The 20,950-nt window shown below is 61.3% G+C and carries 7 protein-coding genes; 5 read left to right on the forward strand and 2 right to left on the reverse strand.

Annotation, left to right across the window (positions count from 1 at the left end):
• Positions 1-581 precede the first annotated feature (581 nt).
• The 3 genes from OZX73_RS00950 to OZX73_RS00960 all read left to right on the forward strand — a co-directional run bounded on the left by OZX73_RS00950 (position 582) and on the right by OZX73_RS00960 (position 18,101).
• Positions 582-16,352 (forward strand): InlB B-repeat-containing protein, encoded by a 15,771-nt coding sequence (locus OZX73_RS00950; protein WP_277149789.1) that lies wholly within the window; start codon positions 582-584, stop codon positions 16,350-16,352.
• A gap of 237 nt (positions 16,353-16,589) precedes the next feature.
• Positions 16,590-17,528 (forward strand): aldo/keto reductase, encoded by a 939-nt coding sequence (locus tag OZX73_RS00955; RefSeq protein WP_277149792.1) that lies wholly within the window; start codon positions 16,590-16,592, stop codon positions 17,526-17,528.
• 306 nt (positions 17,529-17,834) lie between these two features.
• Positions 17,835-18,101 (forward strand): hypothetical protein, encoded by a 267-nt coding sequence (locus tag OZX73_RS00960; protein ID WP_277149793.1) that lies wholly within the window; start codon positions 17,835-17,837, stop codon positions 18,099-18,101.
• 204 nt (positions 18,102-18,305) lie between these two features.
• On the opposite strand, the gene OZX73_RS00965 is transcribed toward OZX73_RS00960, so the two are convergent.
• Positions 18,306-19,097: a nitroreductase family protein gene (locus OZX73_RS00965; RefSeq protein WP_277149795.1), complete on the reverse strand. Its 792-nt coding sequence runs from the start codon at positions 19,095-19,097 to the stop codon at positions 18,306-18,308.
• Positions 19,098-19,372: 275 nt separating this feature from the next.
• A complete protein-coding gene (locus OZX73_RS00970; RefSeq protein WP_277149797.1) occupies positions 19,373-19,675 on the reverse strand; it encodes a DUF4235 domain-containing protein in 303 nt (100 codons plus the stop codon).
• A gap of 40 nt (positions 19,676-19,715) precedes the next feature.
• Here OZX73_RS00970 and OZX73_RS00975 point away from each other — a divergent pair, with 40 nt between their 5' ends.
• Together OZX73_RS00975 and OZX73_RS00980 are read left to right on the forward strand one after the other, a co-directional pair.
• The gene (locus tag OZX73_RS00975; RefSeq protein WP_277149799.1) at positions 19,716-20,063 is read left to right on the forward strand and encodes a hypothetical protein; all 348 of its coding nucleotides are present in this window, start codon (positions 19,716-19,718) and stop codon (positions 20,061-20,063) included.
• 174 nt (positions 20,064-20,237) lie between these two features.
• Complete coding sequence (locus tag OZX73_RS00980) at positions 20,238-20,936, forward strand: histidine phosphatase family protein (protein ID WP_277149801.1); 699 nt, start codon at positions 20,238-20,240, stop codon at positions 20,934-20,936.
• The last annotated feature ends 14 nt before the right edge of the window (positions 20,937-20,950 follow it).

Below are 20,950 nucleotides of genomic sequence, written 5' to 3' on the forward strand. Positions count from 1 at the left end.
ATGGATCGGATCTTCAAGGCCAATATTTCAATCGTTTGGGTATTGATGATGGCACCTATGTAACAGTAACGGCACCTGCACCAAAGGATGTTGACGGCTCAGATACTACACTTTCTTCGTTTCTACCAGAAAGTGGGTCGCTAGTTGGGCCTGGGGGCGTGGTGCGCTGGCCTTCGGGCGCTGTAAGCCCCTCCGGTCATTTACAATATCATTTTCAGGGTAAGATGCCTCCGGGCTCTACCGGCACAAGTTATCGGGGTGAAGTTTCCATCGATCCAGTCAAATCTCGTGTCGCATATGGGGCGGGTGATGGCGGCTCATGGACGGATAGGCCTGATCCTTCTTTACATATGGTTGGTGACAAGGTTCCGACTTTGTCGTCATCCGTTTTGTCGGGTTTGTCGAACCCCCATCACCATATTGCTGGTTGGCAGTATCGCAGAGGTGGTACTCACGATGATTGGCAGAGCTTCACGTTCGGTGTGACGTCGGTGCCCGCGTATGGTATCGAGGTGCAGCCGAAGTGGGAGGAGGATCCCTATAATTATTATTTTGACAATCACGGAGTCTCTTGGACTTCTATGCCTACCGCTGCCGCGCAGGCTTCCCAAGGCGATGTGATCCCAGTTTCCGCAAAGCCGTCAGCAGCTCAGCTGGCTGACCTGCAAATTCCGGCGCACAATCACCTTTCTGGTTGGGAATACCGCAAGAAAGACAGTTCAGAGTCGTGGGTTCCCTTTACGTTCGGTACGACAACCATGCCTGGCTACGATATCAGTATTCGCCCGACATGGAAGACGGACCAGTACAAGGTCTCCTATGATCTCAATGGCGCGTCGGCTTGGGGAAGCAAACCAGACGACCATGATTATGATTTTGGTTCGAAGATCACCCCGGAACCGAATACCTCTGATTTGACGCCACCTGCGCATCAGCAGTTTGATGCGTGGGAATATTCGCAGGACGATGGTTCCACTTGGAACCCGTTCACGTTCGGCACCACGCCGATTCCGGACCACGACATCATCATCCATCCGACGTGGATGTCTGCAGGATGCGCGATAGGCCGAAACACCATCACTAAATGCTTCCCAGATACTGGTCTGGCTGCAGCTGTGGCCGCAAGAAATTCCACGACCGTGAGCGCGACGTTCACCCAGACGATGGTCGACGCGACGACTGACCTCAACGCTGCGAACCGCAGCGTCACAAATCTCGAGGGCATCCAGTATTTGACCAAGATGACGCACCTTAATCTTGTTGAGAACACGGATCTTTCCGACCTGGGCAAGTTGTCAGACCTGACCGCGCTGAAGCAGCTGGAGTTGACGGACGACAACGTCACCGACCTCAGGCCGCTGCGTGGTCTTACGGGGCTGACGAATCTGAATCTCATGCACAATAGGAATCTTTCTGATTTGTCCCCATTGGGTGGGCTCACGGGTCTGACATGGTTGAACCTTAGCCAGAACAGCATCACAAGTACGTCTGATTTGTCGAATTTGACTGCGCTGACATACCTGAACCTCGGGAGCAACAGCGATCTCTCGGATATATCAGGTTTGTCGAACCTTACATCCTTGCAGAGCCTCGTGCTTTCTGGAGACAAGATTTCGAATGTCTCGGCGTTGGAGAATTTGGCGGCTTTGACGTCACTGAATTTGGGTGACAACAAGATCGCCGATATTTCTGCTTTGAGTGGCTTGAATGCTCTGCAGGTTCTTAATCTTTCGAATAACGAGGTCTCCAGTGTGTCGGAGTTGGGTGGTTTGACCACTCTGACGACGCTGAACTTGTCTAACAACAAGATTTCAAGTGTTTCCGATTTAGGATCATTGAGCTCGTTGACAGTATTGAACTTGAATAACAACAAGATTCTGGATGTTTCGACATTAGGCCAACTAGCATCGTTGTCGAATTTCAGCGCCACAGGCCAGACGCCGGAATTGCCAAAAGTGTATCGGTATTTTGGGGATTCCAATCTTGATTCGAAGCTGCCTTACGCCACGGATCGTGACGGCAGTGGTATAGACTTGACTGGTACGGCTCCTGCCGGAGGCTTCGATTATGCCGGCGGTGCCGGCGGCTACTGGTGGTGGGACTTTGTATCCTCTGTGTCTGCCTTGCCGTTCTACACCGGAATAACGGATTATACGGGCAGTTTCGCTTCCTCGGACGGAAAGTTCACCGGTACAGTGAAACGTCCCGTAGGACGTGTGCCTAGGGTGTATTTGAATGAGAATGGCGGGGTGCTCGCCGCTCCAGGGAAAACCGCGCTTCCTGCGGACGCGACAAGCAAGAAGGCCACAGCGCCCTCGGATCCGACGCGTGAAAATTACACGTTTGAGGGTTGGCACAAGGGCAGTGTATCCGGTGATACGTTCAGTTTCGATGATGAGCTGAGCGATGATACTGCTGTAGTCGCAAAATGGTCGCCAAAACCGTACTTGGTATCCTATGATGCTGATGATGGTACATGGGATGGTGCGGCTCCAACGGCGGATCGGCATGCCTACAACTCAACGATAGCCTCGGCTCCTTCGACAGCGATTTCACGTACGGGCTACACGCAGAACGGCTGGCAGTACCACAAGACGGGCAGTATGGACGGCTGGGAGACGTTTACGTTCGGTATTACTACGGTTCCGGGCTATGACATCACAATCAGGCCGAAGTGGGAGATTAAGAGCTACAACTTGAGTTACGATGTGGATCAGGGCTCTTGGCCGGGAACGCCTCCGACGGGCGGTTTGGTGGTCTACAACACGAAGATTGCCTCGGCACCTGACGCGCCGTCGCGTACGGGGTATACGCAGGATGGCTGGCAGTACCACAAGACGGGCAGTATGGATGACTGGGAGACGTTTACGTTCGGTACCACTACGGTTCCGGCTTATGACTTCACGATCCGCCCGAACTGGAAGGTGAACCACCACGACGTGTCGTTCGACGCTGACGGCGGCTTGCCGGTCCCCGGGGGGCAGACTGGTGTGGCGTATGGCTCGACGGCGGTGTCACAGCCTCCGGCTCCTTCTAAGACGGGTTATACCTTGGCTGGCTGGAAATGGCAGCCGACGGGTTCGGGCTCATGGGAGCATTGGATGTTTGGCACGACGGCTATGCCGGACCGTGACGTGACGCTTGTAGCGGACTGGACAGTCCAGTCATACACAGTGACGTATGACCCGATGAATGGTTCGGATGTGACTTCACGTCCGACCAATTTCGATGCTGCGTTCCCCATGGTTGCGGATCCGTCGAAGACGGGCTACACGTTCCGTGCATGGCAGTACGAAGCTTCAATAGGTGTGTGGCGAGACTATGCGTTCCCAGCGAGGATGCCGGCTGAGGATGTGACGTTGCACGCGTCATATACTCCGAATCCGTATCGGGTGAGTTATGACGTGGACCAGGGCTCGTGGACGGGCTCTGCGCCGGTGGACGGCCCGGTGGACTTTGGTTCAACGATTGCGTCGTCTTCGGCGCCGTCGGCGTCGCGTGAGGGTTATACGCAGCATGGCTGGCAGTACCGGAAGACGGACAGCTCAGACAGTTGGGGTACGTTCGTGTTCGGGATCACCACGATTCCAGCTTATGCCATCACGATTCGTCCGAACTGGCAAGTCAACAGCTATAACGTGACGTATGACAAAGATGGGGGTTCGTGGACAGGTGTCCCTCCGGTGAATGGACCGGTGGAGTACGGTTCGGCGGTCTCGCCGGAGCCCGGCGTGTCGCGTGAGGGCTATACGCGGCAGGGTTGGCAGTACCGGAAGACGGACAGCAATGATAGCTGGGGTGCGTTCTTGTTCGGTTCGACGACGGTGCCGGCCTACGGCATCACGATCCGCCCGGACTGGAAGGCGAACCACCACAACGTGACCTATGTGTTGAACGGCGGTGTTGGCGGTTCGGCGCCGGCCGGCCCGGATCGGCATGACTATGGCACGAAGCTGACGAAGCCGGTGACCAGTCCTACGAGGACAGGCTACGAGTTCGGTGCGTGGCAGTGGCAGCCGGCGGGCTCCGGCCCGTGGGCCGACTGGGACTTCGACAGCGACAGCATGCCGGATCACGATGTGGTTCTTCAAGCCAAGTGGACGCCGAAAAACTATCAGGTGCATTACGATCTGAATAGCGGTACGGGCACCTTGCCTGGTGATGCGAGGCACGATTTTGACTCGAGGCTTCTATCAGAGCCTGACCATCCGACGCGTACGGGTTATGCGTTCGGTTCATGGGAGTATTCGACGGACAATGTGAACTGGAATCCGTTCTCCTATGGCTCGGCGGGCACGACCATTCCTGCCAGCAACATCACGATTCGGCCGAAGTGGACGCCAAACTCTCATCAAGTCACGTATGACGTGGCTGGTGGCACATGGAACGGCACTCCTCCAGCGGATGGCCCCCATGATTATGATTCAACGCTTTCCCCGGAGCCTTTGTACCCATCGAAGTCGGGGTACACCTGCATGGGCTGGGAATATAAAAAAACAGGTAGCAGTGATGACTGGGCTACGTTCACGTTCGGTGTTCCGAGCGTTGGTACGACTATGCCCGACTATGCCATCACGATTCGGCCGAAGTGGACGCCGAACAGCTATACGGTTCATTACGATCTGAATGGTGCGACGGGCGGCACGTTGCCCGACGATAAAAACTATAATTTTGGCTCGACGATTGAGACCGAGCCCGATCATCCGACTCTTGACCATCATTCGGTTGTCGGTTGGGAATATACCAAGAACGGTACAGATTGGTTTCCATTCTTGTATGGATCGGTTGGCAGCGGCACGCCGATTCCAAACGGCAATATCACGATTCACCCAAAGTGGCAGCTGAATCATCATACTGTAACGTATGACGCTGATGAAGGTTCTTGGACGGGCACTCCTCCGACCGACGGGCCGGTTGACTATGGCACGGTGATCGCACCGGTTCCGGCGCCGGAGGTTTCGAGGACCGGCTACACTCAGGACGGATGGCAGTACCGGCGGACGGACAGCAGCGACAGCTGGGCCGCGTTCGTGTTCGGCTCGACGCTGATGCCGGACTATGCGGTCACGGTGCGCCCGAACTGGAAAGTGGACCACCACGATATCTTGTTCGACGCAGTTCACGGTTCGCCGGTGCCTGCGAGTATGACAGATGTAGCATATGGCACGACTGCGTTGACTGCTCCGGCTGAGCCTTCGAGGACGGGTTACGATTTCAAGGGTTGGCAGTATGAGGCAATTGCGGGCGACGACAATTCGTGGACGGACTGGGAGTTCGGCACGACGGCTATGCCGGATCATGACGTGACTTTGAAGGCGCATTGGAAGGCGAAGCTGTACCATGTCACGTTTGACCAAGATCCCAATTACGTGTGGCCTGGTGGTGCGCCTCCAAGCGATGGTTGGTATGAGTATGATACGACGATTTCGACGGAGCCTGCTCATCCGTCACGTAAGGGCAGTAGATTTGTCGGCTGGATGTCTTGGCAGACCTCTGGTGGTGGCGCTCGGCGAGAATTCAAATTCGGCCCGGAGGGCGTTGGAACTTATATTCCGGCCTATAACTTCGAAATACGTCCGAAATGGGAATTTGTCTCGTATCAGGTGACGTATGACGTAGATGGCGGCACGTGGACGGGCACACCTCCGGTGGACGGGCCGGTGGAATATACGTCAATATTCTATCAGGAGCCGAACGCTCCGTCGAAGACGGGTTACACGCAGGATGGCTGGCAGTACCGGAAGACTGGCAGTTCCGATGACTGGCAGAAGCTTGAGTTCTTCGATTTGTACAATCCCGGAACTACGAGGATGCCAGATTACCCGATTACAATCCGCCCGAAGTGGCAGCCGAATCATCATACGGTGCATTACGACTTGGACAACGGTACGGGCACGCTGCCCGGTGATGCCGAGCATAATTATGGTTCGGTGGTGGCCTCGTTACCGGAGCCGGGCGTGTCGCGCGAGGGGTATTCGCGGCAGGGCTGGCTGTACCGGAAGACGGACAGCAGTGACAGCTGGGGCGCGTTCGTGTTCGGCTCGACGACGATGCCGGACTACGCGATCACGATCCGCCCGAACTGGAGGGTGAGAAGCTATAACCTTTCGTATGACGCGGATGAGGGATTGTGGCCAGGCGTGGCGCCTTCAGGCGGTTCGGTGGTCTATGGTTCGACGGTCGCGGTGTCTTCGGCGCCGGCCGCACCGTCGCGTACTGGTTATACGCAGCATGGCTGGCAGTACCGCAAGACGGGCAGCCTGGACGACTGGGAGTCGTTCGTGTTCGGCTCGACAACGGTACCGGCCTATGACTTCACGGTGCGCCCGAGGTGGACGCCGAATCATCATCGGGTGTCGTATGATGCGGCCGGCGGTGCGTGGACGGCGTCGCCGTTGCCGGTGGACGGCCCGGTGGATTATGGTTCGACGATTGTCCGGGCGCCTGCGCCTGCGACGTCGCGTGCTGGTTATACGCAGCATGGCTGGCAGTACTGCAAGACGGGCAGCCTGGACGAGTGGGGGGCGTTCGTGTTCGGCGTGGCGGGCACGGGCACGGCGATGCCGGATTACGACATCACGATCCGGCCGCACTGGATGCCGAACCGCCATACCGTGGAGTTCGACGCGGCTGGCGGTGCGTGGCCGGGCGCGGCCCCGTCCATGATCGCCAGGCAGCCCTATGGCGCGGCGGTCTCGCCGGAGCCGGCGCATCCGTCCCGTGAGGGCTACACGCAGGACGGGTGGCAGTACCGGATGGTGGGCAGCACGGACGACTGGGAGGCGTTCGTGTTCGGCTCGACGCCGATGCCGGACTACGGCATCGTGGTGCGCCCGGACTGGGAGGTGAACCACCATGCCCTTTCGTATGAGCGCAATGGGGGTTCGGTGTTGCCTTCGGGTGGTTCGACGGCGTATGGGACGGCGTTGTCGGCGCCTCCTGCCCCGACGCGCGAGGGCCATGAGTTCGCGGCGTGGGAGCATTCGACGGATCATGGCGCGACGTGGTCGCCCGGTTTCCCGTCGAGCATGCCGGACAGCGACCTGTCGGTGCGTCCGACGTGGACGGTGAAAAACTACCGGGTGAGCTATGACGCGGCCGGGGGTTCGTGGACGGGCGTGCCTCCGGTGGACGGGCCGGTGGCGTACGGTTCGGCGGTCTCGCCGGAGCCGGGCGTGTCGCGCGAGGGGTATTCGCGGCAGGGCTGGCTGTACCGGAGGACGGGCAGCAGTGACAGCTGGGGCGCGTTCGTGTTCGGCGCCACCACGGTTCCGGCCTACGCGATCACGGTCCGCCCGGACTGGAAGGCGAACCACCACGACGTGTCGTTCGACGCGAACGGCGGGTCGCCGGACCCGGCGCCCCAGACGGGCGTGGCGTATGGCTCGACGGCTGTGTCGCGGCCCGCGGCTCCTTCGCGGGCGGGCTATTTCCTGGCCGGCTGGCAGTACCAGGAGACGCCGGGCAGCGGCCCGTGGGCCGACTGGGACTTCGGCGTGACGACGATGCCGGACCACGACGTGGCGCTGCGGGCGCATTGGACGGCGAACCCGCATTCGGTGACGTACGACCCGGTGGACGGTTCGTCCGCGTCGGTGCGCACGACCGGTTTCGGCGAGGCGTTCCCGAGGGTCGCGGACCCGGTTCGGACGGGCTACGCGTTCCGGGCGTGGCAGTACGAGGCGTCGCCGGGCGACTGGGAGGACTACGCGTTCCCGGCCACGATGCCGGACGCGGACCTGGTCCTCCACGCCCGGTGGGACGTGAACCACCATGCCCTTTCGTATGAGCGCAATGGGGGTTCGGTGTTGCCTTCGGGTGGTTCGACGGCGTATGGGACGGCGTTGTCGGCGCCTCCTGCCCCGACGCGCGAGGGCCATGAGTTCGCGGCGTGGGAGCATTCGACGGACCATGGCGCGACGTGGTCGCCCGGTTTCCCGTCGAGCATGCCGGACAGCGACCTGTCGGTGCGTCCGACGTGGACGGTGAAAAACTACAATGTGTCTTACGACGCGGCCGGGGGTTCGTGGACTGGCGTGCCTCCGGTGGACGGCCCGGTGGCGTACGGTTCGGCGGTCTCGGCGTCTTCGGCGCCGTCGGCGTCGCGCGAGGGTTACACGCAGGACGGCTGGCTGTACCGGAGGACGGGCAGCAGTGACAGCTGGGGCGCGTTCGTGTTCGGCGCCACCACGGTTCCGGCCTACGCGATCACGGTCCGCCCGGACTGGAAGGCGAACCACCATCAGGTGACCTATGTGCTGAACGGCGGTGTTGGCGGTTCGGCGCCGGCCGGCCCGGATCGGCATGACTATGGCACGAAGCTGACGAAGCCGGTGACCAGTCCTACGAGGACAGGCTACGAGTTTGGTTCGTGGCAGTGGCAGCCGGCGGGCTCCGGCCCGTGGGCCGACTGGGACTTCGACAGCGACATCATGCCGGACCGCGACGTGGTCCTCCAGGCCCGGTGGACGCCGAATCATCATCGGGTGTCGTATGATGCGGCCGGCGGTGCGTGGACGGCGTCGCCGTTGCCGGTGGACGGCCCGGTGGATTATGGTTCGACGATTGTCCGGGCGCCTGCGCCTGCGACGTCGCGTGCTGGTTATACGCAGCATGGCTGGCAGTACCGCAAGACGGGCAGCCTGGACGAGTGGGGGGCGTTCGTGTTCGGCGTGGCGGGCACGGGCACGGCGATGCCGGATTACGACATCACGATCCGGCCGCACTGGATGCCGAACCGCCATACCGTGGAGTTCGACGCGGCTGGCGGTGCGTGGCCGGGCGCGGCCCCGTCCATGATCGCCAGGCAGCCCTATGGCGCGGCGGTCTCGCCGGAGCCGGCGCATCCGTCCCGTGAGGGCTACACGCAGGACGGGTGGCAGTACCGGATGGTGGGCAGCACGGACGACTGGGAGGCGTTCGTGTTCGGCTCGACGCCGATGCCGGACTACGGCATCGTGGTGCGCCCGGACTGGGAGGTGAACCACCATGCCCTTTCGTATGAGCGCAATGGGGGTTCGGTGTTGCCTTCGGGTGGTTCGACGGCGTATGGGACGGCGTTGTCGGCGCCTCCTGCCCCGACGCGCGAGGGCCATGAGTTCGCGGCGTGGGAGCATTCGACGGATCATGGCGCGACGTGGTCGCCCGGTTTCCCGTCGAGCATGCCGGACAGCGACCTGTCGGTGCGTCCGACGTGGACGGTGAAAAACTACCGGGTGAGCTATGACGCGGCCGGGGGTTCGTGGACGGGCGTGCCTCCGGTGGACGGGCCGGTGGCGTACGGTTCGGCGGTCTCGCCGGAGCCGGGCGTGTCGCGCGAGGGGTATTCGCGGCAGGGCTGGCTGTACCGGAGGACGGGCAGCAGTGACAGCTGGGGCGCGTTCGTGTTCGGCGCCACCACGGTTCCGGCCTACGCGATCACGGTCCGCCCGGACTGGAAGGCGAACCACCACGACGTGTCGTTCGACGCGAACGGCGGGTCGCCGGACCCGGCGCCCCAGACGGGCGTGGCGTATGGCTCGACGGCTGTGTCGCGGCCCGCGGCTCCTTCGCGGGCGGGCTATTTCCTGGCCGGCTGGCAGTACCAGGAGACGCCGGGCAGCGGCCCGTGGGCCGACTGGGACTTCGGCGTGACGACGATGCCGGACCACGACGTGGCGCTGCGGGCGCATTGGACGGCGAACCCGCATTCGGTGACGTACGACCCGGTGGACGGTTCGTCCGCGTCGGTGCGCACGACCGGTTTCGGCGAGGCGTTCCCGAGGGTCGCGGACCCGGTTCGGACGGGCTACGCGTTCCGGGCGTGGCAGTACGAGGCGTCGCCGGGCGACTGGGAGGACTACGCGTTCCCGGCCACGATGCCGGACGCGGACCTGGTCCTCCACGCCCGGTGGGACGTGAACCACCATGCCCTTTCGTATGAGCGCAATGGGGGTTCGGTGTTGCCTTCGGGTGGTTCGACGGCGTATGGGACGGCGTTGTCGGCGCCTCCTGCCCCGACGCGCGAGGGCCATGAGTTCGCGGCGTGGGAGCATTCGACGGACCATGGCGCGACGTGGTCGCCCGGTTTCCCGTCGAGCATGCCGGACAGCGACCTGTCGGTGCGTCCGACGTGGACGGTGAAAAACTACAATGTGTCTTACGACGCGGCCGGGGGTTCGTGGACTGGCGTGCCTCCGGTGGACGGCCCGGTGGCGTACGGTTCGGCGGTCTCGGCGTCTTCGGCGCCGTCGGCGTCGCGCGAGGGTTACACGCAGGACGGCTGGCTGTACCGGAGGACGGGCAGCAGTGACAGCTGGGGCGCGTTCGTGTTCGGCGCCACCACGGTTCCGGCCTACGCGATCACGGTCCGCCCGGACTGGAAGGCGAACCACCATCAGGTGACCTATGTGCTGAACGGCGGTGTTGGCGGTTCGGCGCCGGCCGGCCCGGATCGGCATGACTATGGCACGAAGCTGACGAAGCCGGTGACCAGTCCTACGAGGACAGGCTACGAGTTTGGTTCGTGGCAGTGGCAGCCGGCGGGCTCCGGCCCGTGGGCCGACTGGGACTTCGACAGCGACATCATGCCGGACCGCGACGTGGTCCTCCAGGCCCGGTGGACGCCGAATCATCATCGGGTGTCGTATGATGCGGCCGGCGGTGCGTGGACGGCGTCGCCGTTGCCGGTGGACGGCCCGGTGGATTATGGTTCGACGATTGTCCGGGCGCCTGCGCCTGCGACGTCGCGTGCTGGTTATACGCAGCATGGCTGGCAGTACTGCAAGACGGGCAGCCTGGACGAGTGGGGGGCGTTCGTGTTCGGCGTGGCGGGCACGGGCACGGCGATGCCGGATTACGACATCACGATCCGGCCGCACTGGATGCCGAACCGCCATACCGTGGAGTTCGACGCGGCTGGCGGCGCGTGGCCGGGCGCGGCCCCGTCCATGATCGCCAGGCAGCCCTATGGCGCGGCGGTCTCGCCGGAGCCGGCGCATCCGTCCCGTGAGGGCTACACGCAGGACGGGTGGCAGTACCGGATGGTGGGCAGCACGGACGACTGGGAGGCGTTCGTGTTCGGCTCGACGCCGATGCCGGACTACGGCATCGTGGTGCGCCCGGACTGGGAGGTGAACCACCATGCCCTTTCGTATGAGCGCAATGGGGGTTCGGTGTTGCCTTCGGGTGGTTCGACGGCGTATGGGACGGCGTTGTCGGCGCCTCCTGCCCCGACGCGCGAGGGCCATGAGTTCGCGGCGTGGGAGCATTCGACGGATCATGGCGCGACGTGGTCGCCCGGTTTCCCGTCGAGCATGCCGGACAGCGACCTGTCGGTGCGTCCGACGTGGACGGTGAAAAACTACCGGGTGAGCTATGACGCGGCCGGGGGTTCGTGGACGGGCGTGCCTCCGGTGGACGGGCCGGTGGCGTACGGTTCGGCGGTCTCGCCGGAGCCGGGCGTGTCGCGCGAGGGGTATTCGCGGCAGGGCTGGCTGTACCGGAGGACGGGCAGCAGTGACAGCTGGGGCGCGTTCGTGTTCGGCGCCACCACGGTTCCGGCCTACGCGATCACGGTCCGCCCGGACTGGAAGGCGAACCACCACGACGTGTCGTTCGACGCGAACGGCGGGTCGCCGGACCCGGCGCCCCAGACGGGCGTGGCGTATGGCTCGACGGCTGTGTCGCGGCCCGCGGCTCCTTCGCGGGCGGGCTATTTCCTGGCCGGCTGGCAGTACCAGGAGACGCCGGGCAGCGGCCCGTGGGCCGACTGGGACTTCGGCGTGACGACGATGCCGGACCACGACGTGGCGCTGCGGGCGCATTGGACGGCGAACCCGCATTCGGTGACGTACGACCCGGTGGACGGTTCGTCCGCGTCGGTGCGCACGACCGGTTTCGGCGAGGCGTTCCCGAGGGTCGCGGACCCGGTTCGGACGGGCTACGCGTTCCGGGCGTGGCAGTACGAGGCGTCGCCGGGCGACTGGGAGGACTACGCGTTCCCGGCCACGATGCCGGACGCGGACCTGGTCCTCCACGCCCGGTGGGACGTGAACCACCATGCCCTTTCGTATGAGCGCAATGGGGGTTCGGTGTTGCCTTCGGGTGGTTCGACGGCGTATGGGACGGCGTTGTCGGCGCCTCCTGCCCCGACGCGCGAGGGCCATGAGTTCGCGGCGTGGGAGCATTCGACGGATCATGGCGCGACGTGGTCGCCCGGTTTCCCGTCGAGCATGCCGGACAGCGACCTGTCGGTGCGTCCGACGTGGACGGTGAAAAACTACAATGTGTCTTACGACGCGGCCGGGGGTTCGTGGACTGGCGTGCCTCCGGTGGACGGCCCGGTGGCGTACGGTTCGGCGGTCTCGGCGTCTTCGGCGCCGTCGGCGTCGCGCGAGGGTTACACGCAGGACGGCTGGCTGTACCGGAGGACGGGCAGCAGTGACAGCTGGGGCGCGTTCGTGTTCGGCGCCACCACGGTTCCGGCCTACGCGATCACGGTCCGCCCGGACTGGAAGGCGAACCACCATCAGGTGACCTATGTGCTGAACGGCGGTGTTGGCGGTTCGGCGCCGGCCGGCCCGGATCGGCATGACTATGGCACGAAGCTGACGAAGCCGGTGACCAGTCCTACGAGGACAGGCTACGAGTTTGGTTCGTGGCAGTGGCAGCCGGCGGGCTCCGGCCCGTGGGCCGACTGGGACTTCGACAGCGACATCATGCCGGACCGCGACGTGGTCCTCCAGGCCCGGTGGACGCCGAATCATCATCGGGTGTCGTATGATGCGGCCGGCGGTGCGTGGACGGCGTCGCCGTTGCCGGTGGACGGCCCGGTGGATTATGGTTCGACGATTGTCCGGGCGCCTGCGCCTGCGACGTCGCGTGCTGGTTATACGCAGCATGGCTGGCAGTACCGCAAGACGGGCAGCCTGGACGAGTGGGGGGCGTTCGTGTTCGGCGTGGCGGGCACGGGCACGGCGATGCCGGATTACGACATCACGATCCGGCCGCACTGGATGCCGAACCGCCATACCGTGGAGTTCGACGCGGCTGGCGGCGCGTGGCCGGGCGCGGCCCCGTCCATGATCGCCAGGCAGCCCTATGGCGCGGCGGTCTCGCCGGAGCCGGCGCATCCGTCCCGTGAGGGCTACACGCAGGACGGGTGGCAGTACCGGATGGTGGGCAGCACGGACGACTGGGAGGCGTTCGTGTTCGGCTCGACGCCGATGCCGGACTACGGCATCGTGGTGCGCCCGGACTGGGAGGTGAACCACCATGCCCTTTCGTATGAGCGCAATGGGGGTTCGGTGTTGCCTTCGGGTGGTTCGACGGCGTATGGGACGGCGTTGTCGGCGCCTCCTGCCCCGACGCGCGAGGGCCATGAGTTCGCGGCGTGGGAGCATTCGACGGATCATGGCGCGACGTGGTCGCCCGGTTTCCCGTCGAGCATGCCGGACAGCGACCTGTCGGTGCGTCCGACGTGGACGGTGAAAAACTACCGGGTGAGCTATGACGCGGCCGGGGGTTCGTGGACGGGCGTGCCTCCGGTGGACGGGCCGGTGGCGTACGGTTCGGCGGTCTCGCCGGAGCCGGGCGTGTCGCGCGAGGGGTATTCGCGGCAGGGCTGGCTGTACCGGAGGACGGGCAGCAGTGACAGCTGGGGCGCGTTCGTGTTCGGCGCCACCACGGTTCCGGCCTACGCGATCACGGTCCGCCCGGACTGGAAGGCGAGAAACTACAATGTGTCTTACGACGTTAACGGAGGTTCGGCTCTGCCCGCTTCAACTCCCAAACCTTATGGTTCGCAATTGAGGGAACCGGATCATCCAACGCGTGAGGGTTATACCTTCGCCAGCTGGCAGTCTTCGGTCGACAACGGTTCAACGTGGGCAGAATGGAACTTTGCCGCTGACCGCGTTCCGGCTCAAAATCTGCTGATTCGTCCGACGTGGACGCCTATCAATTACACGATCACTTATGATGGTCATGGTGGCATCCCCTCCACATCGACTGATCATGCGGATTATGATACGCAATTGACGCCGCCTACTGATCCGTCTCGTACAGGCTATACGTTCCGTAAGTGGCAGTACCAGGTGACACCTGGCAGTGGTCCATGGGTCGATTGGGACTTCAGCATCATGAGAGTTCCTGCGCACAACTTGAAGTTGCGGGCTGATTGGACGCCGAACCCGTACAACGTGACCTACGAACTGGCTGGTGGCGCTGGTCCTTCAGTGCCCTCCGGTCCGGTCGCACACAGCTATGGCACACGTCTGACTGAGCCGGCGCATCCGACAAAGACCGGCTACACGTTCACCGGTTGGCAGTATCAGGTGACGCCTGGCAGCGGCCCGTGGACCGACTGGCGTTTCGACACCATGACGGTTCCCGATCATGATGTGACCTTGAAGGCGCATTGGACGATAAAATCGTACACTGTGACTTTCGATGGCCATGGCGGAACCCCTGCCACCTCCACAGACCATGTGGAATACAACACAGCGGTCTCGCGTCCGACGCGTCCGACGCGTGAGGGCTATACGTTCCGTGAGTGGCAGTATCAGGTGACGCCAGGCAGTGGTCCATGGACTGACTATGTGTTCACGACGCCGGTGACAGATGATCTGACACTACGTGCTGATTGGACGGTACATAGCCACAATGTGACCTATGATCTGAATACCGGCACTGGTGGTTCGGCGCCTGTTGGTGCTGTCCCTCATAACTATGGCACTCGGTTGGTGAAACCTGTGACCAATCCCACGAAGCCGGGTTATGATTTCGTCAACTGGCAGTACGAAATTACTCCAGGCAGATGGGCGGAATGGAACTTCGGTTCGACGACGATTCCTGACCACGACGTTACGTTGAAGGCGAGCTGGACACGAATTATGCACACCGTTACTTTCAACCCGGCCAACGGCTCAGCAGCCACTTCGGTGCCTGTCGGAGATGGTGATCCTGTGTCGAGTCCTACGGATCCGACCCGTACTCACTACTCGTTTGACTACTGGACGGCTGACGGCAGCACGTCATATGTGTTCACTACGCCGGTCACTCACAACATCACGCTCACGGCCAAATGGACCCGCATCGTTCGTACGGTCAGGTTCGATGTCCAAGGTGGTTCGCCCGCCCCGACTTCGCCAATCACTGTCAACGACGGTGACAAGATCAACTCGGAGCCGGCCGAGCCGGCTAAGAACGATTACGCATTCAAGGGCTGGCTGACCGACGGTGTTGGTGGGACACACAGGTTCGACTTCTCCACTCCGATCACCTCCAACTTAACCTTGACAGCGAAATGGGTGCCATTGATCACCATCACGATTGATGTTGAGGGTGGCGAGGCCATTCCTTCACGTCGGGTTCCTTTGGGCGATCCGTTGGGTCCATTGCCTACTCCGGTTCGTTCTGGCTACCGCTTCGATGGTTGGTTTATGGAAAGCCTTGTGCGCAGCTGGGTGCCTTATGATCCGGCCGCCCTTGCTGTCAGTGATGTCACAGTTGTGGCCCATTGGACCAAGACTCAGTTCACGGAGCCGCCGAGCTTCGGATGGCTTGAGACTCTTGAAGGGCATAACTGGTTGAATACTCCTAAGGGCCATAAGTGGCTTGGCACGAATCCGGGTCATGCTTGGCTTGGTACGTCTGATGGTCATGCTTGGCTTGAGACTCCTGAGGGGCAAGGGTGGGTCTCCAATCCTTCGGATACTGGTTGGCTCCATGGTTCATCCGATACCTCTTGGCTAGGCTCGTCATTCGGTGACGAATGGCTCGGTACAGCGCCTGGTCAGGCTTGGCTTGGCAGTTCAGTTGGTAAGGCTTGGCTTGACACGCCTGACGGTATCGCTTGGATTTCCAACTCTTCGAAGACTGCATGGGTCCACGGCCAATCTGGTCATGCTTGGCTTGGTACATCGTTCGGTTGGGATTGGCTCGACATGTCTGCAGGCCGTACTTGGCTTGGAACAGCTGCTGGTCAGGCTTGGCTTGACACGACTGATGGTATCGCTTGGCTCAATTCGCATAGAGGTCTTTCTTGGCTTTCCGATCCTTCGGGTACCGCTTGGGTCGCTGGTCAATCTGGTCATGCTTGGCTTGACACGTCGTTCGGTTGGGCGTGGCTTGACACGACGGCTGGTTGGGCGTGGCTTGACACGCCTGCCGGTGGCTCGTGGCTGCACACGCTATCTGCTGGACGGTGGTTAATTAGTCCTGGTGGTCAACGGTGGCTCAATGTCCACCGGAAGAGGAAGACGGTGGCTTCCACCGGCGCTGAAGTCGCAGCACCGATGGGGGTGATGGTCTCCATGCTGGTGCTTGCCATTGGTTTGGAAATCATCCGCCGTCGTCGCTACGACGACTGATGGTTGATTCAAGAATACTAGCTGTGTACTCCGTCTAAATTGTGCGCGGAGCATGACTTGTGTGTTATGTCAAGGCTGGTAAGAGGCGTCCTGTCTTATATCAAATGGTTTTCTTTTGGTATCGGGCAGGGTGCTCTCTCATATCTTGGCAGCGTTCAAAGTTGAGAATATAGGTATTTCGCGGTCACGCCTTAGACTGGGAGTACTGACGAAATACCAAGGAAAGTGCGGCCAATAATGAAATACAGCGAACTCGGAACATCGGGCGTGAAAGCCTCGCGCACGGCCCTCGGCGCGATGCGCATCCGCAGCAAGACCCGGGACGAGGCGAAGGAAATCGTGCGTACCGCGTTGGACGGTGGCATCAACTTCTTTGACACCGCCGATTGCTACGGCGCCGGCGAGAGCACCAGGCGGCTTGGCCAGGCGCTCAAGGACGTGGGCGTGGACCGCGGCTCGATCTATGTCCAGACGAAATTCGGCATCTACCGCGACCCGGCGAGCGACGACATCACGCGTTACAACTTCTCGAAGGGCCATCTTGTTGCCGCGCTCGACAGCGAGCTGAAGAACCTGCAGACCGATTACGTCGATTTCGTGCTCCTGCACCGCCCCGATACACTCGTCGAGCTCGATGAGCTGGCCGAGGCGTTCAACGAGCTGCAAACCAGTGGCAAGGTGCGTCATTTCGGAGTGAGCAACGTGAACCCGATGCAGGTCGAGCTGTTGCAGAGCGCGCTGGACCAGAAGCTCGAGGTCAACCAGCTGCAGTTCGGGCTGGGCCACACCGGCATGGTGCGGCAGGAGTTTCACGTCAATATGGATGACGCCCCGAGCATCGACCATGACGGCGGGCTGATCAGCTACTCGCGTCTCAAGAAGATGACCATTCAGGCGTGGAGCCCGTTCCAGTTCGGCTTCTTCGGGGGCGTGTTCATCGACAACCCGAAGTACCCCGAGCTCAACAAAACATTGCAACGTGTCGCCGATGCGCACGGAGTCAGCAAGAACGCGATCGCCGTGGCGTGGATTCTTCGTCACCCCGCCAAGATGCAGGTGCTGCTGGGCTCAATGACACCGAGCCGCTTGAGGGAGATGATGGCTGGCGCGGACGTCGAAATCAGCGCCCAGGAGTGGTACGACCTTTACGTCGCCGCTGGCAACGATCTGCCGTAAAACATCAATCGTCTACGCCGAAAACCGTTCATACCCGACTGCAGAGTGAGCGGTTTTCTGCGTTCTTGTGGAGCTGTGCTGAAAAAAACATTCATTCATACGTACTCAGTGATGTTTTTCGCATGTTCACGTGCAGAAGCAAGAAACTGTTCATTCAGAATCTCTCAGTGATTGTTTTTGCATATGCACCGCCTGATGCTAGAAAACGTTCATTTAGCGTTGCTCAGTGATCGTTTTTTCGCATATCATGTGCGGATGCTAGAAACCATTCAGTCGCCTGTAATCCCGCGTTGCTAGGGTGGTCTCGTGCACTATTTCACCCCGAAACGTTGCGCCAGCTCGCGCAAGATCATCTACCACGACAAGGCCCAGGCCGAGCGCGCCGCCCGGCAGGCCTTCATCGAGCGCGATGCCGAGCTGTGGGTCTATCGGTGTGAATATTGCGGTGGCTGGCACTTGACCCATCACGACCCGAAAGAGGAACAATTCCTGCGTGGCGTCAGCGCTCAGGCCGCCGCGCAACGCGGCAAGCCCCGCTCCCGCAAGCGCGGCTTCAAACCCCGTAGACGGTAGCGGGATATCTGGCTGTGTGAGAAGCGAGGAGCGATTTTTGGGCTAGTCGCACTTTCTTGATGATAATGTCGGGAAAATGCAAGTTGGCTCTTGTAAAGTGCACTTTCTTGACGGTGGCGTCAAAAACCTGCAAGTTGGTTTACGTAAAGTGCACCTTCTTGACGTTAGTGCGAAGAATGTGCACTCTATGAAATCGAATCAGGTTCAGTGGTCGAGGCGGAAGCCTTGGGCCTCGGCGACCGGCTTGACGGCGCGGTTGAAGACGCCGGTGTCGACGGCGTTGTTGGCGATCTGGTCGCTGAAGGCGTCCACCGGACGCGAGGTGTTGCGCAAATCGTAATACTTATGGACCACAGTGTCGAAGTCGTCGAGTCCGTGGAGCAGTTGCTCGTCATCGGCGGGGTAGCGGTCGACGAAGAACTGGTCATCGCGTTCCATGCGTGGCTTCAAGGTCGGCGATTGGTCGGGCTTGCCGATGGCGAGGCCCAGCACCGGGTAGGTGAATTCGGGCAGATGCAGCAATTCGATGAGCTTGCTGGCGTCATTGAGCACGGAGCCGAGGATGACGCAGCCTAGATCGAGCGAATATGCCGCCGTTTCCATGGCGTGCAGCGCGAGCACGGCGTCGTTCTGGGCTTGCGAGAAGCGGTAGCTCGCGTTGAGCGTGAATTCGGTGGAGTGGACCTTGACTCCCTTGCGCGTGGCGATGGCGGCGTTGCGGTGCTCGTCGGCGATGAAAAGGTAAAGCAACGGCGCCTCGGCCACGTAAATCTGGTTGCAGATCGCCGCGATGGCGCTTTTGAGCTCCTGGTCCTCAACGCGCACGGCCGACCAGTCCTGCAGATATTGGCTGGAGGCGGCGTGCTGCGCGACGATCTCAAGCGTGGCGACGGTCCGCTCGTCGATGGCGTCCGGCTTGAACTTGCGGATCGAGCGGCGGTTGAGCAGTGTTTCGATGGTCTCATTGGTGCGAAGATCGTTTGTTGATTCAGTCATAATGCCATTCTTTCAAAAAGAAGCGAAACAAGCCAACGTTTTTCCGCTCTGGGTAATGAGGCGAATGTGAGATTGGTATCTATTCGTCTCGTGATGTTGCGCCGCAGTGACATCATATGCTATCGCGGCTGGTTATTTGTCGCGAAATGCGCGCTTGCGAATGAGTGCTATGCCAAAAGCGACAATTGGGGGCCGTAATTGTCGCTTTTCGTTCAGTCGTCGTCAGATAGCGTCCCGAAAGTGACATTTGTCGGGGTGGTCAGCTGCGCTATCGTCTATTTCCCGTTACGCCGGTTCTGACGGCGGGTGACCAGCGCATCCGAGCCGCGCGTGCCGAGTGTCGAGATGACGGAACTGAACGCCGCCGAAACCGCCGCGAAAATGATGCTGGCGACGAAGCCTTGCTGGTTCGCGTCTTCGGCCGCGTCGCCGCCCGCCGGCCCGCGACGATTGGTGACGCGGCTGTCCCAAATGGTTTTGAATACCTTGCCGGCCAACGCTCCCAGAACAGTAGGCATCACGATCTTGAAGATTTTGTCGCCCAAGGTGTCCGGGTCTTGCAAACGGTTCTGACGCATGGTGGCTACTTTCTGGTCGACGCGGTGAAGGCTTTCGACGATGCGGTCGGCCGACGAAGATGGATTGGAGGATGAGTTGGAAGCCGGATTGAAATCCGACGATGAGAATGACGATGAGGATGCCGGCGATGCCGTCACGGCAGCGAATGAGGATGCGGATGGCGATGACAACGGCGAAGATGGTGAAGACGGCGAAGATGACGAAGATGACGCTGGCATTGACTTCGGCTGGCTTGAGGAAGGCGCTGCCGTGTCACCTGCTGAGTGGTTTTCGGACGATTCGGCAGGCATGAAAGAATCCCATGCGGGTGTGCCTGAATCCCCGAAGGCCTTCTTCTCGGATTCCTCCACTGCGGTTTTGCTGTGTCGTGCGTGCATGTCTTCATGATAGACGGCGCACTGTCCGTGGCGATGCCGCGAAATCTTGGGTGGCAGATTATCCGTTTATGAAAGCGCTTAAGTGCGTGTGCCAAAGCCGGACATGAAGCAGATCCGCGCTTCGTTCCCGAATCGCGCCCGAGCGCTTTTTGCCCACGAGCGTAGCCTGAGTTAAAGTGGCGGTATGAGTAATTTCCTTACTTCAGGCGAAGGGGCCTCGAAACCCGGTTATTTGGTATTGCTGCGCCATGGTCAGACGGCGTGGAGTCTCAGCGGACAGTACACAGGACGTACGGACGTGCCGTTGAATGAGGACGGCCGGCGGCAGGCGCTGGCTGGTGGCAAACGGTTGCGTGAGGTGTTTCCCGAGGGCTTCGGCCGCGGGCATATCTTTTCCAGTCCGTTGCGTCGTGCCAGCGAGACCGCGCAATTGGCCGGTTATTCCGATTTTGAGACGCTTGACGATTTGATGGAATGGGATTATGGCGGTGCCGAGGGCCGCAGACGTGAGGAAGTGAGCGATATTTTAGGGCACGATTGGTGCGTTTGGGACGAAGGCCCCGAGATGCTGCCCGATACCATGGCGGGTGATTGGACCTGCACGCTTCCCAGCCGGGAGACGGTGGATGTCCACAATGGTCCCGGCGAAACCGTCGATGAGGCGGCCGCACGCGCGCGTCGCGTGATTGCCAAGGTGACCCCGCTGATCCTCGCCGGCCACAACGTCCTGCTCGTTGCACACGCCCACATCCTGCGCATCGTCACCACCCAATGGCTGCGTGCCGACCCCCATTCCGGTCGTCTGCTTCGCCTTGACACCGCCCATCACTCGGTCCTCGGCTACTACAAAGACGACCCCGTCATCGTCCGCTGGAATGTGTGAGTTGCGCTGTTTAT

This window comes from Bifidobacterium sp. ESL0775 (genome assembly GCF_029395475.1).
In the GTDB taxonomy this organism is placed as follows: Bacteria; Actinomycetota; Actinomycetes; order Actinomycetales; family Bifidobacteriaceae; genus Bifidobacterium.